Genomic DNA, 15,711 nt, shown 5'->3' on the forward strand with positions numbered 1-15,711 from the left:
TAAATACATAAAAAACGAAAAATGCAGCGAATAGAAATAAAAGCAGAACAGTTTTTTGAATTATTAAAACTGAAAGACACTCCGATGTGGGAAATTTTCTCCCAAATGATCGATGGTAATGAAAAGGAAATTATATTTCTAGATAATGAAGATAAAGTTATTTTTAATTATATCCTTCCTCCTGATCAGGAAAAGCTGGAGGAAGACAGAAAGGAATTTTCAAAACAGTTTTCAGATAAATTGGCTAACTTCAATTAAATTTTTTAGATGAATAAAAGTTACATATTCTCTATCCTAAGTATTTTCCTTTTCAGCTTCGGGAATGCTCAGAATGATAAAAAACCTCTGGTCTCTGCCATCAAAGAAGCAGACCTGAGAAAAGACATGTATGAACTCGCTGCAGACCAGTTTTGGGGACGTGAAGCCGGAACTTTGGATGAGTTAAAAGTGTCGATGTGGCTGGCTGATAAAGCTAAGGAAGCTGGAATGACCCCAGCAGGCGATAATGGTACATTTTTCCAGTTTTTTGATATGTACAGGCATCAGGTAATTCCTCAAAGCAGTTTGAAAATCGGAGACAGCAACCTGAAATTATGGAAAGACTTCCTGGTTGCAGAACCGGTCAATGCAGCTATTGATGCCGAGATTGTTTACGCAGGAACGGCAGAACCTGAAGAACTTTCTAAATTGAATATCAAAGGAAAAGTACTTGCCATCAATGCTTCTGATAAAAATATTGATAAGGAAATGACTCTTTTTATAAGAAGGTATCCCGGATTTGTAAGAAACAAATATTACAATAAGGCCTATGAGTTGGGAGCAAAAGCGGTTATTTTCATCACAGACGATATTTCAGAAAAAAGCTGGGTAGAAATTCTTCCTCAAATGACCAGAGGAACTTACGGTGTAGAAGGGCTGAGAGAGAAAATAACTAATAATATCCCCGTTTTATGGATCAAAAGAGAAAATGCAGGTTGGGTAAAAAACAATCCTAAGATTTCTCTGAACCTCATCACGGAAACCTACAAATATCCTTCAGTGAATATCATCGGAAAGATAGAAGGTACAGATCCAAAACTTAAAGAAGAATACGTTTTACTAAGCGGACATCAGGATCATGACGGAATAAGACATCCTGTAAAAAATGACACCATCTACAACGGTGCTGATGATAACGCCAGTACTTGTGTCGCTATGCTTGCCATGGCCAGAGCCTACAAAAAGCAACCCGGAAAAAGAAGCATGCTCTTTGTTTTCCATGGAGCCGAAGAAAGAGGATTGCTGGGTTCCAGATGGCACGCCGCTCATCCTGTAGTTCCAAAAGAAAAAATTGTAGCCGTGTTAAACGGTGACATGATCGGAAGAAATGAGAATAATGAAGCTGCCCTTCTGGGAGGAAATGCACCACATAAAAATTCTGAAGAACTGGTAAAAATGGCTGAAGATGCCAATAATGAAAGTACAAAGTTCAAATATCTGAAAGACTGGGATTCTCCCAACCATGCAGAATATTTCTACTTTAGAAGCGATCACCTGCCGTATGCAAAAATTGGTATTCCCGCTATATTTTTCACCAGCGTACTGCACGATCAGTACCATACTCCTCAGGATGAATCCGAAAACATCAACTATAAAAAGCTTTATAAAATGACGGAATGGATGTACAGAACATCCTGGAAGGTAGCCAATGAGGCTGAACGTCCGAAAGTGATTTCGAATTTTACGCTTGAGAGATAAAAGTATCGGCGGCCCTTCGGGCCGCCGATACTACTTTTTTGTCATTGCGAGAAGCGAAGCGACGAAGCAATCTCTTTATTCTTTATTCTTTATTCTTTATTCTTAAGATTACTTATCATAGCTTCACAATACATTCTCTCAAATATTCTCTATTATTCTTTTGTCTTGAAACAAAAGAAACAAAAATTCAAGACTGGGAAACTTCCGCTAAAAATAAATCCTGTTCTCTAAAAATTCTAAAACTTGCGCGGATTTATTATTTCTGCTTCGTTTCACTTAAAGTCCCGCGCTTCGGACAGTAGAATTTTCTTAACGTTCACAGGATTGATTTTCTAAACTCTCCATTTTCCTATGTCGGATATTTTAGGGTGCAAATTCAATTTTCCGCAAAATTTATAACAATTCAATTCTGTTAAACTTAGTTTTCTTTGTCATTGCGAGGAGCGAAGCGACGAAGCAATCTCTTTATTCTTTATTCTTTATTCTTTATTCTTTATTCTTTATTCTTTATTCTTTATTCTTTATTCTTTAATCTTTATTTTAAATAAATCAGATTGCTTCACCTTCAGTTCGCAATGACGACTTGATAAACTAGAGTCTTTTCGATAACCTGCCATTGATAGTATTTTTTCTTTAAATAAGCAGATTCATTAAAGAAGGATCATTGTTCAGGTAATTAACAAAAAAATCATATTTCTTCATGTTGTTAAGCAGTGGAGTAAAATCCTCACTGTGCCTCAATCCGATTCCCAGAACAGCAATGCCTTTCTCCTTTGAATTTTTCTGTGTGTATTCAAAAAAGGTGATATCATCATTCGGTCCCAATACATTCATCACAAAGGTTTTCAGGGCTCCCGGACGTTGCGCAAATCTTACCAAAAAGTAATGTTTTAATCCTGCATGGAGAAGCGCTTTTTCTTTGATCTCTTCCATACGGGTAATGTCATTATTACTTCCACTGATAATACAGACTACATTTTTCCCTTCAATCTGATCTTTATATTTTCCCAACGCAGCCACCGAAAGAGCTCCTGCTGGTTCCACCACAATAGCATCCTTATTATAGAGGGAAAGAATGGTTTCACAAACCACTCCTTCATCCACTAAAGCCATATCCTGCAATACATTTTTGCAAAGTTCAAAGTTCAGATCACCTACTTTTTGTACCGCAGCACCATCCACAAAGCGGCTGATCTTTTCCAGAAGCATCGGTTTTCCTTTTTCCAGCGCTTTTTTCATGCTTGCCGCCGCTGAAGGTTCAACTCCAATAATTTTCGTGTGTGGAGACAACTGGCTAAATACTGTACATACACCAGCAGCGAGTCCTCCCCCTCCGATAGGAACAAAAAGATAATCTATAGGTTCATCAGACTGTTCAAGGATTTCCAGTGCAGCGGTAGCCTGACCGTCAATAATATTCTGGTCATCAAAAGGATGAATAAATATTCCTCCGTTATCATTACAGAACTTCACGGCTGCATCTTTTGCTTCATCAAAAGTATCCCCGTAAAGAACAATATCAATATAAGTTCCCCCAAACATTTTCACCTGTTCCAGTTTTTGTCCCGGAGTGGGCAAAGGCATAAAAATAGTTCCTTTCACCTGCATCGTACTGCAAGCAAAAGCGACACCCTGAGCGTGGTTTCCAGCACTGGCACACACCACACCTTTGGTCAGACTTTCAGGAGACATCACCGCCATTTTATTGTAAGCTCCCCTGATTTTGTAGGACCTTACCCTTTGCAGATCTTCTCTTTTAAAGCTTATTCTGGCATTATAAATAGAGGAGAGATGGTTGTTGATGGCCAAAGGAGTCCTTACTACTACATTTCTGAGCCTTTCAGCTGCTTTATAGATATTGTCCAAAACAGATGGATACGTTTCTTCTTTCATCATTTTTTATTGGACTTAATTGTTCTCAGGTCTGAGACTTCGGACGGTCTTCCCGGCTCTCCACATTTCGCTTTCTCTAAGCTCCGTAAGCTCTACTTCCAGTTTTTCTCTGTAATCGGGTTTGCTGTTGCTGTCGATGGAACGTTGCGCTTCATCTCCTTTTGCGACACTGTCGTACAATTCTTCAAACAAGGGCGAAGTGGCGTCTCTGAATCGTTTCCACCAGTCTAATGCTCCTCTCTGAGCTGTCGTGCTGCAATTCGCATACATCCAGTCCATTCCGTTTTCTGCCACTAACGGCATTAATGACTGGGTCAGTTCTTCAACGGTTTCATTAAAAGCTTCAGAAGGACTGTGTCCGTTTTTTCTCAGGACATCATACTGGGCGGCAAATATTCCTTGTACGGCCCCCATCAACGTTCCTCTTTCTCCTGCAAGGTCGCTGAATACTTCTTTTTTAAAGTCTGTTTCAAATAAATAACCACTTCCGATCGCTATTCCTAACGCAGTCACTCTTTCCCTTGCTTTTCCGGTAGCATCCTGATAGACGGCAAAACTGCTGTTCAGTCCACGGTCCTGAAGAAACATTCTTCTCAATGAAGTTCCTGACCCTTTAGGCGCTACAAGAAATACGTCAACCTCAGCCGGAGGAACAATTCCGGTACGTTCATTAAAAGTGATTCCAAAGCCATGGGAGAAGTACAATGCTTTTCCAGGGGTAAGATGCTGTTTTACTTTAGGCCAGTATTCGATCTGAGCAGCATCACTCAGCAGATAGCAAATGATCGTTCCTTTTTCTAAAGCTTCCTCTATTTCGAACAATGTTTCTCCCGGTACAAAACCATCTGCAATAGCTTTGTCCCAGGATTTTGAATTTTTCCTCTGACCGACAATGACATTAACTCCATTATCTCTTTGGTTAAGTGCCTGGCCCGGCCCCTGTACTCCATAACCGATTACGGCTACTACCTCATCTTTTAATACTTCCTGAGCTTTCTGTAATGGGAATTCCTCTCTTGTTACTACATTTTCTTCTACTCCGCCAAAATTCAATTTTGCCATTTTTTTATTTTTATTTGTTGTTAATGATTATTTAATTTTAATTTTGTTCAGCTCGCATGCAATACTGCTGTCAGATATGGATTTCTGTGATAATGTACTTCCAGCACATCTACCTGCTTTTCCATTTGTTGGGTAATTTTCCGTACAGATTCTTCTGTTTCTTTAATGACAATCACAAACTTTTTTATTTTTTCCATTTCGGAAGGACCTACATTGAAATTCACAATCGGGATTCTTCTCCTTGAAAAAATAGCATTGATCCGGCCAATCAGCCCCAGATAATCCTCTGTGTAAGCCGTGATGGTGTATTCTTTATTTTCTGGTTTCATCTTTTTTCAATTAATATTTTAAACTTTATTATGGGTCAGTACGATCTCTGAAACACTCTTTCCCTGAGGAATCATCGGGAAAACATTATGTTCTTTTCCGGTCATTACTTCCAGAAGAAATGCTCCTTGATGGTGAAGCATTTCGCTGAGACCAGCTTCCAGTTCTTCTCTTTGTACCACTTTTCTTCCCGGAATACGATATCCTTTGGCCACCTGCACAAAATCCGGACTTTGAATATCTACCGAAGAATATCGTTCTTCGTGAAACAGTTCCTGCCACTGTCTTACCATTCCCAGATAACAGTTATTCAAAATCAAAATCTTGATGTCCGGCTGATACTGCATCAATGTTCCCAGTTCCTGAATGTTCATCTGAGCACCGCCATCTCCCATTACCGCTACTACTGTACGCTCAGTTCCATAAGCAGCTCCTATGGCAGCAGGAAGACAAAATCCCATCGTACCCAGGCCGCCGCTTGTGATGCTGCTTCTGGTATATTTAAACTCTGAATATCTGCAGGTGGCCATCTGATGCTGTCCAACATCGCTGACAATCACAGCTTCTCCCCGGGTCATCTCATTCAGATTTCGGATGACTTCTCCCATTGTAATTTCACCTTCAGCAGGATAGAGCTCGTGGATGATCAGTTTAAGATTCTCTATTTCATGGCAATCTTTAAACTTCTGATGCCAGCCGGAATGTTGTCTTGGTGTTATCAACTGAGTAAGAAGTGGCAAGGTTTCTTTGCAGTTTCCAAGAACCGGAATCTCAACTTTTACATTTTTATTGATTTCTGCTTTGTCAATATCCAGATGAATGATTCTCGCCTGTTGAGCATATTGATCCAGTCTCCCGGTCACCCGGTCATCAAAACGCATTCCCACCGCAATCAGAACATCGCATTCATTGGTAAGGATATTGGGACCATAGTTCCCATGCATTCCCACCATTCCTACAGCCTGCGGATGATCTGTTGGAATTGCACTCATTCCTAGAACGGTCCATGCTACCGGAATTCCTGATTTTTCAGCAAACTCTATAAACTCTTTTTCAGCTTTTCCCAGTATAATTCCCTGTCCGGCAATGATGAATGGTTTTTCTGCATGATTCATGAGTGCCGCTGCTTTTTCAATATTTTCCCTGTTGGGAATGGGATCAGGTCTGTAACTTCTTAAAGAATCACACGGTGTATATTCTCTGTACAAAACCTTTTGGAGCTGGGCATTTTTTGTCACATCGATCAATACGGGGCCGGGTCTTCCAGATCTTGCGATGTAGAATGCTTTGGCCAATACTTCGGAAAGTTCATCTGCATCGGTTACCTGATAATTCCATTTCGTCACGGGGCTTGTCACATTCATCACATCTATTTCCTGAAAGGCATCGGTACCTAAAAGGTGTCCAAAAACTTGTCCTGTAATGCATACGATAGGGGTGTTATCAAGCAATGCATCTGCTAATCCGGTCACAAGATTGGTTGCGCCAGGTCCGCTGGTAGCCAGAACCACTCCTACTTCTCCTGAAACTCTGGCGAGCCCCTGTGCTGCATGGACCGCTCCCTGCTCGTGGCGGACCAGAATATGCTCCAGTTTATCTTTATAATCGTAAAGGGAATCATAAATTGGGATAATAGCTCCTCCAGGATATCCAAATATCGTTTTTACTCCTTCCTGAAGAAATGCTTCAAGGATGATCCGGCTTCCGCTAATTTCTGTTTCTATGGATACATTAAGATTCTTCATTATATCTTTTATTAAGTGATTTCGTCTGTTACACAACCTTCGGCAGCTGATGACACAGTGAGTGCATATTTATAAAGCAATCCTTTTTTGACTTTGAGTTCAGGTTTTTGCCATCCTTTTTTTCTCTGATCAATTTCTTCATCGGAAACGTTCAACTGTATGGTGTTGTTAACTGCATCGATTTCGATAAGGTCGTTATCCTCTACAAAGGCAATCAGACCACCTTCGTAGGCTTCCGGAGTAATATGTCCCACTACAAAGCCATGGGTTCCGCCACTGAATCTTCCATCGGTGATTAGAGCAACACTTCCACCCAGCCCCGCTCCGATCAAAGCGCTGGTGGGTTTTAGCATTTCCGGCATTCCCGGCGCACCTTTGGGTCCTTCATGTCGGATGACAATAACGTCTCCATGCTGTACTCTACCATTTTCAATTCCTTTGATCAGATCTTTTTCCCCGTCAAACACTCTGGCTTTTCCTGAAAATTTTTCGCCTTCCTTTCCTGTGATCTTCGCTACACTTCCTTTTTCGGCAAGGTTGCCATACAATATCCTCAGATGACCTGTTTCCTTGATAGGATTTGATAAGGGTCTGATAATTTTTTGTTTTGTAAAATCAAGACTGGGAACATGTTCAAGATTTTCAGCAATGGTTTTTCCTGTCACCGTTAAACAGTCGCCGTGCAACAATCCTTCTTCCAGTAAGTATTTCATTACGGCTGGCGTTCCGCCATGGTTATGGAGATCCTGCATCAGGTATTTTCCGCTTGGCTTAAGATCTGCCAGTACCGGGGTGATGTCGCTCATTTTCTGAAAATCATCCTGCGTTACGGAAACGCCTACACTTTTGGCCATGGCAATGAAATGTAAAACAGCATTGGTACTTCCTCCAAGGATGATGATCAGACGAAGTGCATTTTCAAAAGCTTTACGGGTCATGATATCTGATGGCTTGATATCTTTTTCAAGTAATATTTTGATATACTTTCCTGCTTCAAGACATTCATTCTGTTTTTCTTTACTCAGTGCAGGATTGGAAGATGAATAAGGGAGACTCATTCCCAATGCTTCTATCGCTGAAGACATTGTGTTAGCAGTGTACATTCCTCCGCATGCTCCTGCTCCGGGACATGAATTTTTGATAACCCCATTGAAATCTTCTTCTGAAATTTCACCGGCAATCTTTTTCCCTAAAGCTTCAAAGGCTGAAACAATATTAAGAGGCTCGTCCTTGTAGCATCCCGGAGCTATTGTTCCTCCGTATACCATGATGGACGGTCTGTCCAGTCTTCCCATAGCGATAATGGTTCCCGGCATATTTTTGTCACAGCCCGGTAATGCAATGATTCCATCGTAATACTGTGCCCCGCAGATGGCTTCAATACTGTCCGCAATTACATCACGGCTCACCAGTGAATACCGCATTCCGTCTGTCCCGTTACTCATCCCGTCACTTACGCCTATCGTATTGAATATTAATCCTGCCATACCGTGATTCCAGGTTCCTTTTTTTACGACTTTGGCAAGATCGTTAAGGTGCATATTGCAGGTATTCCCATCGTACCCCATACTGGCTATTCCTATCTGGGCTTTCTGCATATCGTCATCTGTAAAACCTATTCCGTACAGCATTGCTTTTGCGGCGGGCTGTTCACTGTTTTGTGTGAATGTTTTTGAATATTTATTTAGCATATTATCCTGCATTTGATGTGGTTATCATCTTTTCTTATGGTTTCAAAAATTGCTGTTTTTCCTGAATTCATAAATGAAGTTTTACTTAATTTTGGTTCAAAACTACAGCTTGTAATATCTTTTTTATTTTCAATTTTATGAAAATTACAATACTCAACTGTTCAAAAAAAAGATATAATCATCTGATATTTAATTATTTAATCTACTAAAATTTACAATGACCGAAGTCTTACCAGTTTCTGATAGGCCTGTTGTACCTTATCACTTGCTGTATCTTTCCAGTCTTTGGTAAAAGGAATATCATCCAAAGAATCCAGTGCTACAATTTCAGCTGCCGTACCACAGAAAAAAGCGGCATCAGCGCCTTTCATTTCTTCAGGTTTGAAAAAAGTTTCTTTAACGGGAATATTAAGGTGATTGCATAGTTCAAAAACCGTCTGTCTTGTGATACCCGGCAGTATGTTTCCTTTTGCGGGCGTAAATAATGTCCCGTCTTTTTCGTAGAATATATTAGCGCCTGAACTTTCAGCAACATTTCCATTCTCGTCTAGCAATAGGGCTTCATCATAGCCTTTGTCTTTGGCATCCTGACAAGCGAGGATAGAATTCACGTAATGTCCTCCCACTTTAGCTTCTATCTTAAAGGCTTTGGGATTGGGACGTTGAAAAGGGGACGTCATGATTTTCATTTTGTCTGCGAGATAGCCGTTGCTCCATTCCCAGGCAAGCAGAGACAGATAGGATTTTTGTCCTTTTGAAAGGGACATATTGGGAGAACAGGTGACCAATGGGCGGATATAAGCATCACTGAATCCGTTACGTTCCAAAAGCTCATAGGTAAGGTCTGTCAATTGATGGACTGAATAATCAAACGGAATGTGCATCAGTTCTGCCGATCTTTTTAATCTTTCATAATGCTCTTCTGCTTTAAAGATTTTGGTGCCGTGATCGGTGCTGTAGGATTTAATGCCTTCAAAAACAGAATAACCATAATGAAGTGACTGGCCGTAAAGGTCCATTCCTGCCTCTGCAGCCTTTAAGAAGTTTCCATCAAAATAAACGATGGTTTTGTCGGTGTAATACATTATATAAGGTTTAAAAATTAACAAATGGGTATAAAAAAAGCCCTCTCACGATGTGAGAGGGCTCAAATATGTATAGTCATACTCTATCCTTCTCACCAAAGCAAGGGAATAATAATGACGATAATAATAACTGTAAATAACTGATTCATAATTTCTGAAATAAAAAAAGCCGCTTCAATATGAAACGGCTTATATAATTTAAATTAAAATATTTTACAATGCCGATTCCCTACTGCTGTTAATGACAACAATACTATTAGAAATGACAATAATATTTTTCTGATTCGTAAAATTCATACTGCAAATGTATTAATTTTTACATACTGAGCAAGTTTTTTTAACACTTTTTATTTTTTTTACAAAATTCACGGATGGTTACTGCGGTTTCCGCTACATCATGGACTCTCAGAATTTTAGCTCCCTGCTCCAACACTCTCCTATGAAGGTTCTGCGTTTCTTCATTAACGTCCAAAGGAGATTTTCCAAGTGGTTTATAAATAAAAGATTTTCTGGAAATCCCGATCAATAAAGGAAACTTGCCAAAACCCAAATAGTGTGTTTCCCCAATCATTTTCATCTGATCTTCTACCGTTTTTCCGAACCCAAAACCGGGATCGAGAATAATATCTTTCACTCCTTTTTCAAGAAGCTCATTGGTCTTTTTAGAAAAATAACGATTAACTTCCAGGGTAATGTCTTCGAACTTCACTTTATCATGCATGGTCTCATAAGACGGGTTGACATGCATCAGAATGTAGGGAAGCTTCGTTTCTGCCACAGCATCAAACATTTTATCATCATACTGGCCTCCGGAAATATCATTGATCAGATCAATCCCTTCATTGAATCCAAATTGTACGGTTTCGGCGTAAAATGTATCCAATGAAATTAATGCTTCCGGAAATTCTTTTTTGATCTGGGAAATCATTTTTCCTATTCTTTGGATCTCCTCTTTGCTGCTCAAAAATTCAGCATTGGGGCGGGTTGACTGAGGTCCTATGTCGATGATTTCGGCCCCTTCTTTCAGGAGTTTTCCTGCATGCTCTAACGCTGATTTTTCACTATTAAACTTTCCGCCATCGGAAAAGGAATCCGGCGTAAGATTGAGAATGCCCATGATTTTCGGTTTACTGAGTTCTACCAGCTTTCCGTTGCAGTTGATGGAATAAAAAGGTTTGAGAGTTTGAGGGTTGGGGGATGAGTTTGAGAACATAGGTATAAGTGATGAGTAATGAGTGATGAGTTATAAATAATACTGTTCTGCAAAATTAAGATTTATTGGGGAATGTAGGAGTTTATGGTTTTTGTTTGTTTGGTGGTTGGTTTGCTGGTGTTGGTGATTTTCCAGACAAGAAGCCAGGAACTACCCAATATTAACAACTCTAAAACCCTTCCACTCTCAAACTCTATAACGCAAACGCCTAAACTCTGACAAAAATCAATTCCTGATTCCTGCTACCTAAAACCTAATTCGTATATTTGGGAGATTAAGAAAATTTATGTCAGAAACATCAGTACAGTTCGGGAAAGTTATTAGTCAGTGTCGTGATCTTTTCAGTAAAAAATTACAGGATTACGGGGCAGCATGGAGGGTTTTAAGACCCAGTTCTATTACAGATCAGATTTACATTAAAGTGAACAGAATCCGTACGCTGCAGATGACGGATAAAAAGATGGTAGATGAAAGCGAAGAAGATGAATTCGTAGCCATCGTCAACTACTCTATCATCGGACTTATTCAGCTTGAAAAAGGTCTTTCCAATGATTTTAATGAAGATAAGGACGAAGTTTTAAAGCTTTATGACCAATATTCTAATGCTGCTCAGGCTTTAATGGAAAGAAAGAATCATGATTACGGTGAAGCATGGAGGGATATGAGGATTTCTTCTATCACTGACCTTATTTATCAGAAGGTACTGAGAACAAAACAAATTGAAGACAATCAAGGGAAAACGATTGTTTCTGAGGGACTGGATGCCAATTATTTCGATATGCTGAACTATGCTGTTTTCTGCCTGATTAAATTTTCTGAAAAAGAAAATATTTCCGAACCCCAAAAATAATTTACTATGATCAAAGGTTTATTACGCTTTATTATTGCTGTTATCTTTATTCTTTCAGGCTTTGTAAAGGCTGTGGATCTGGTAGGATTTTCTTTCAAAATGGAAGAATATTTTGCTCCATCCGTTTTCAATATGCCATTCCTGGAGAAATTTGTGCTTCTGTTCTCGATCATTGTGGTCGTCCTGGAGCTTTTCTTAGGGTTTATGCTTTTACTGAAACTGAAGCTTAAATTCACACTTTCAGCATTAATTGCCCTTTGTATCTTCTTTGGGTTCCTTACTTTTTATTCTGCTTATTTCAATGTGGTCACGGACTGCGGATGTTTTGGAGATGCTATTAAGTTTACGCCGTGGCAGAGCTTTATGAAGGACATTGTACTACTTGTTGGCCTTATGGTCGTGTTCATCCTTTACAGAAATGAATTCCGTAAAAAAGACGTATACAGCAGCGATAATACGAAAGAACCCTCTGGTAAGTTCAGATATGCACTTCTGGGCCTTTTTTCTTTGATCATGATCTACATTATGGCTCAGGGAATTATGCATGAACCCATCATTGATTTCCGCGATTATAAAATCGGGACAAATATCAAAACTGAAAAGGAAAAAATTAATAAAAACCCTTCTGAATACAAGACTTTTTATTCACTCAAAAACCAGAAAACCGGAGAAGTTGTAAAGGTGAATCAGGATGATTATATTAAAGAAACAAAATACTGGGCGGAAGGCTCTCCCTGGAAAATTGAGGAAGGTAAAAATGAATCGGTTCTGGTAAAAGAAGGCTATAAATCTGAGATTGTCAAATTCAAAATTGAAGATCCTACAGGCATGGATCTTACCGATGAAATCATCAATGCGCCAAAGGCAATACTTGTTTTTTCTTATCATCCAAAAGAAGTTCCTGCCGATCTTATACAGAAAGTTGAAGCTAAAGTAAATACCCAGAAAGGAGCTGTTATCTACGGAGTTTCTACAGATCAGAACACTTTTAAAACCATTAAAAATGCGATGATGGACGGAACTGCTATCAAAACAATCGCGAGAAGTAATCCGTTTGTTGTCCTACTGGAGAAAGGAAAAATTGTAGACAAACAGCCTGCAAAAGATTATGTCGATTAGGACGGATATTACGAATGGTCAATGAGTGAATGGTGAATTAAAAAAACCGTCAATTCCCAAACCTATTCCTTGAAATTAAAATTAAACACTACAATTAAAACATACATTTACCAATGCAAAAATCAAATAAATCAATCGCTGGTTACCATCTATTAATGATCCTGTCTTCTGTAGACGGAGAATTTGCTCCTGAAGAAGGAATGCTGGTTCAGCAATATATGGCTGACGAATTTCCGTTCAGAATGAATCTTGATAATGAACTGGAAACGCTGGCTCTTTTACAGCCTGAGGAATGGAAAGATCATTTTGAATTCCATGCAAGATGTTTCCAGGATGATTCTACGGAAGATGAGCGCGTGAAATTTGCTCAATTTGCTAAAACACTGATTAAAGCTGATAATAAAGTAACTGACGAAGAGCACACTTTCTACAAGCTGTTGAAAAATCTTTGGAATTTAGCATAGAAGACCCACCAAAAACAAAATACATCATGAAGAAATTTTATCTTGGCCTATTAATTATGAGTGCTTCTACGATACAATCTCAAAAATTTCCTGCCCTTAAAGCTCCTATTGCAGAAAAGCAGGAACACATCCGGGAAATTCACGGTGATAAAGTGAATGATCCGTATTACTGGATGATCGACTATTTTAAAAAAGGAAAAGATTCTACGAAAGTGGTTGATTATCTGAAAGCCGAAAATACCTATTGGGAAGGCATGATGAAAGATACAGAACCTTTCAGGGAAAAACTTTTCCAGGAAATGAAAGCCCGTATTAAGGAAAAAGATGAATCTGTACCTGTCTTTGAGAACGGATATTTTTATTATACCCGTACAGAAGCCGGAAAACAATACTTCAAATACTGCAGAAAAAAAGGAAGTCTTACTGCTCCTGAAGAGATTCTTCTGGACATAGATAAGCTTGCGGAAGGACATCCTTATTATAATGCAACAGGTTTCAGCATCAGCCCGGACAACAACAAACTGGTGTACGGCGTTGACGATGTTTCCAGAAGACAGTATACTTTGTTTTTAAAAGATCTTACAACCGGAAAAACAACCGATCTGGGTATTAAAAATACAGAAGGTTCTGCAGAATGGGCGAATGATAATAAAACGATTTTTTACACGGAAAACAATCCGGTTACCCTTTTATCAGAAAAAATTAAGAAACATACGCTGGGAACTGATCCTGGTAAAGATGTGACGGTTTACGAGGAAAAGGATAAAACCAATTATATCTCAGTATATAAATCTAAAAATCACAAATTCATCCTGATTTATTCCGGAGCTACCACTTCTTCTGAAACAAGGTATCTGGATGCTGATCAACCCAACGGAACATTCAAAGTTTTCCAGCCGAGAATGAAGAATGTTTTGTATACGATCACGCCTCTGGAAGACAAATTCCTGATCAGAACAAATAAGGACGCGCTCAATTTTAAAATTGCAGAAACGCCTTTAGACAAAACAGGTGTTGAAAACTGGAAAGATTTCATCCCGCACAGAAGTGATGTATTAATGCAGTCTGTGAGTGCGTTTAAAAATTATCTGGTGTTCAGTGAAAGACAGAATGGACTTACTCAACTCGTTATTTATGACAGAAAGACGGCTAAAAAAGAGGCTTTGACATTTGACGAACCGGCCTACACCATTTCTTCGCTTGAAAACCCCGAATACAACACGGACAGTTTCCGTTTTGGATATACTTCAATGATTACGCCTGTCTCTCAGTTTGAGCAGGATTTAAAGACGGGAAAAAGAATATTACTGAAACAACAGGAGGTTCTAGGCGGTTATGCTAAAAATGATTATACCACGGAAAGGCTTTTCGCCACCGCAAAAGACGGAACGAAAATTCCGATCTCCATTGTGTATAAAAAAGGATTCAAGAAAGATGGAAACAGCCCGCTGCTTCTTTATGCCTATGGTTCGTACGGAAGTTCAATGGATGCAGCTTTCAGCAGTACGAGGTTAAGCCTTCTGAACAGGGGTTTTGCTTTTGCTATTGCACATATCCGTGGTGGCCAGGAGATGGGAAGACAGTGGTATGAAGACGGTAAAATGATGAAAAAGAAGAATACCTTCACCGATTTCATCGATGCCGGAGAGTATCTGGTTAAAGAAAAATATACGTCACCAAAACATCTTTATGCTCAGGGCGGAAGCGCAGGAGGACTTTTGATGGGTGCTGTTGCGAATATGAGTCCGAATTTATGGAATGGTATGATTTCACAGGTTCCTTTCGTAGATGTGGTCAATACGATGCTTGACGAAAGCATTCCACTGACAACCAATGAATACGACGAATGGGGAAATCCAAACAATAAGGAAGCTTATTTCTATATGAAATCTTATTCTCCATATGAAAATATCGAAAAGAAAAATTATCCTAACCTTTTGGTAACGACGGGACTTCATGATTCTCAGGTACAATATTTTGAGCCTGCGAAATGGGTCTCCAAACTCAGGGATATGAAAACGGATAAGAATGTATTGCTTTTAAAAACGGATATGAATTATGGCCACGGAGGTGCTTCGGGAAGATTTGATTACCTGAAGGATATTGCTTTGGTGTATGCTTTCATGTTTAAACTGGAAGGGATAAATAAATAATTAAATATCACGCAGGTTTTGCGAATTTTGCAGATTGACAATGACAGAAAATGAAATTTCATACATTGTTTGAAAATATATTTTTAATGTTTATAATCAATTAGGTCCTGGCTTGCTTGAATCTATATATCAAAATATACTTATATACGAACCAGAGCAAATGGATTAAATGTAAAATCAGTAAAAGAATTAGAGGCTATTCACTACAAACAACTTTACACTTATTTAAAACTATCTGATAAAAAATTAGGAATGCCAATTAATTTTAATACAACAAATATTATAGATAGTATAAAAAGAGTCATTAATAATCTTTAAATCTGCTAAATCATTAAAATCTGCGCGAAATAAAAATAATAAACAATAATTTAC

General features: G+C 38.9%; 15 protein-coding genes. 8 read left to right on the top strand and 7 right to left on the bottom strand.

All coding sequences use genetic code 11. The features are described 5' to 3' along the window. Positions 1-21: 21 nt before the first annotated feature. On the top strand, positions 22-258 hold the full coding sequence (locus BW964_RS07135; protein WP_076506024.1) for a hypothetical protein: 237 nt from the start codon (positions 22-24) through the stop codon (positions 256-258). A gap of 9 nt (positions 259-267) precedes the next feature. Then, positions 268-1,737, top strand: coding sequence for a M28 family peptidase (locus BW964_RS07140; protein WP_076506025.1), 1,470 nt, complete (start codon positions 268-270; stop codon positions 1,735-1,737). A gap of 633 nt (positions 1,738-2,370) precedes the next feature. Here BW964_RS07140 and ilvA read toward each other — a convergent pair. From ilvA to folP, 7 genes are all read right to left on the bottom strand, one after another. Next, positions 2,371-3,633: a threonine ammonia-lyase gene (gene ilvA / locus BW964_RS07145; RefSeq protein ID WP_084175683.1), complete on the bottom strand. Its 1,263-nt coding sequence runs from the start codon at positions 3,631-3,633 to the stop codon at positions 2,371-2,373. Positions 3,634-3,645: 12 nt separating this feature from the next. After that, positions 3,646-4,692 (bottom strand): ketol-acid reductoisomerase, encoded by a 1,047-nt coding sequence (gene ilvC / locus BW964_RS07150; protein WP_076506027.1) that lies wholly within the window; start codon positions 4,690-4,692, stop codon positions 3,646-3,648. 47 nt (positions 4,693-4,739) lie between these two features. Then, the gene (locus BW964_RS07155; protein ID WP_076506029.1) at positions 4,740-5,021 is read right to left on the bottom strand and encodes an ACT domain-containing protein; all 282 of its coding nucleotides are present in this window, start codon (positions 5,019-5,021) and stop codon (positions 4,740-4,742) included. Positions 5,022-5,039: 18 nt separating this feature from the next. Then, complete coding sequence (gene ilvB, locus BW964_RS07160; protein WP_076506030.1) at positions 5,040-6,764, bottom strand: biosynthetic-type acetolactate synthase large subunit; 1,725 nt, start codon at positions 6,762-6,764, stop codon at positions 5,040-5,042. Positions 6,765-6,775: 11 nt separating this feature from the next. After that, the gene (ilvD, locus tag BW964_RS07165) at positions 6,776-8,455 is read right to left on the bottom strand and encodes a dihydroxy-acid dehydratase (protein ID WP_185117111.1); all 1,680 of its coding nucleotides are present in this window, start codon (positions 8,453-8,455) and stop codon (positions 6,776-6,778) included. A 212-nt stretch (positions 8,456-8,667) separates the two neighbouring features. After that, entirely contained in the window at positions 8,668-9,540 is an 873-nt protein-coding gene (gene ilvE, locus BW964_RS07170) for a branched-chain-amino-acid transaminase (protein WP_076506034.1), read from the bottom strand. A 337-nt stretch (positions 9,541-9,877) separates the two neighbouring features. Then, complete coding sequence (folP, locus tag BW964_RS07175) at positions 9,878-10,753, bottom strand: dihydropteroate synthase (protein WP_076506035.1); 876 nt, start codon at positions 10,751-10,753, stop codon at positions 9,878-9,880. 286 nt (positions 10,754-11,039) lie between these two features. Here folP and BW964_RS07180 point away from each other — a divergent pair, with 286 nt between their 5' ends. The 6 genes from BW964_RS07180 to BW964_RS22870 all read left to right on the top strand — a co-directional run bounded on the left by BW964_RS07180 (position 11,040) and on the right by BW964_RS22870 (position 15,657). Continuing rightward, positions 11,040-11,603: a DUF1599 domain-containing protein gene (locus BW964_RS07180; RefSeq protein ID WP_076506037.1), complete on the top strand. Its 564-nt coding sequence runs from the start codon at positions 11,040-11,042 to the stop codon at positions 11,601-11,603. A gap of 6 nt (positions 11,604-11,609) precedes the next feature. After that, positions 11,610-12,722 carry a BT_3928 family protein gene (locus BW964_RS07185; RefSeq protein ID WP_076506038.1) on the top strand — a complete coding sequence of 371 codons (1,113 nt, stop codon included), beginning with the start codon at positions 11,610-11,612 and terminating at the stop codon, positions 12,720-12,722. A 113-nt stretch (positions 12,723-12,835) separates the two neighbouring features. After that, entirely contained in the window at positions 12,836-13,186 is a 351-nt protein-coding gene (locus tag BW964_RS07190) for a tellurite resistance TerB family protein (RefSeq protein WP_076506040.1), read from the top strand. Positions 13,187-13,212: 26 nt separating this feature from the next. Continuing rightward, the gene (locus BW964_RS07195) at positions 13,213-15,339 is read left to right on the top strand and encodes a S9 family peptidase (RefSeq protein WP_076506042.1); all 2,127 of its coding nucleotides are present in this window, start codon (positions 13,213-13,215) and stop codon (positions 15,337-15,339) included. A gap of 112 nt (positions 15,340-15,451) precedes the next feature. Then, a complete protein-coding gene (locus tag BW964_RS22865) occupies positions 15,452-15,508 on the top strand; it encodes a hypothetical protein (RefSeq protein WP_317044337.1) in 57 nt (18 codons plus the stop codon). 29 nt (positions 15,509-15,537) lie between these two features. Beyond that, positions 15,538-15,657 (top strand): GxxExxY protein, encoded by a 120-nt coding sequence (locus BW964_RS22870; protein WP_317044338.1) that lies wholly within the window; start codon positions 15,538-15,540, stop codon positions 15,655-15,657. Positions 15,658-15,711 lie beyond the last annotated feature (54 nt).

Source organism: Chryseobacterium shigense (assembly GCF_900156575.1).
Taxonomy (GTDB): domain Bacteria; phylum Bacteroidota; class Bacteroidia; order Flavobacteriales; family Weeksellaceae; genus Chryseobacterium; species Chryseobacterium shigense.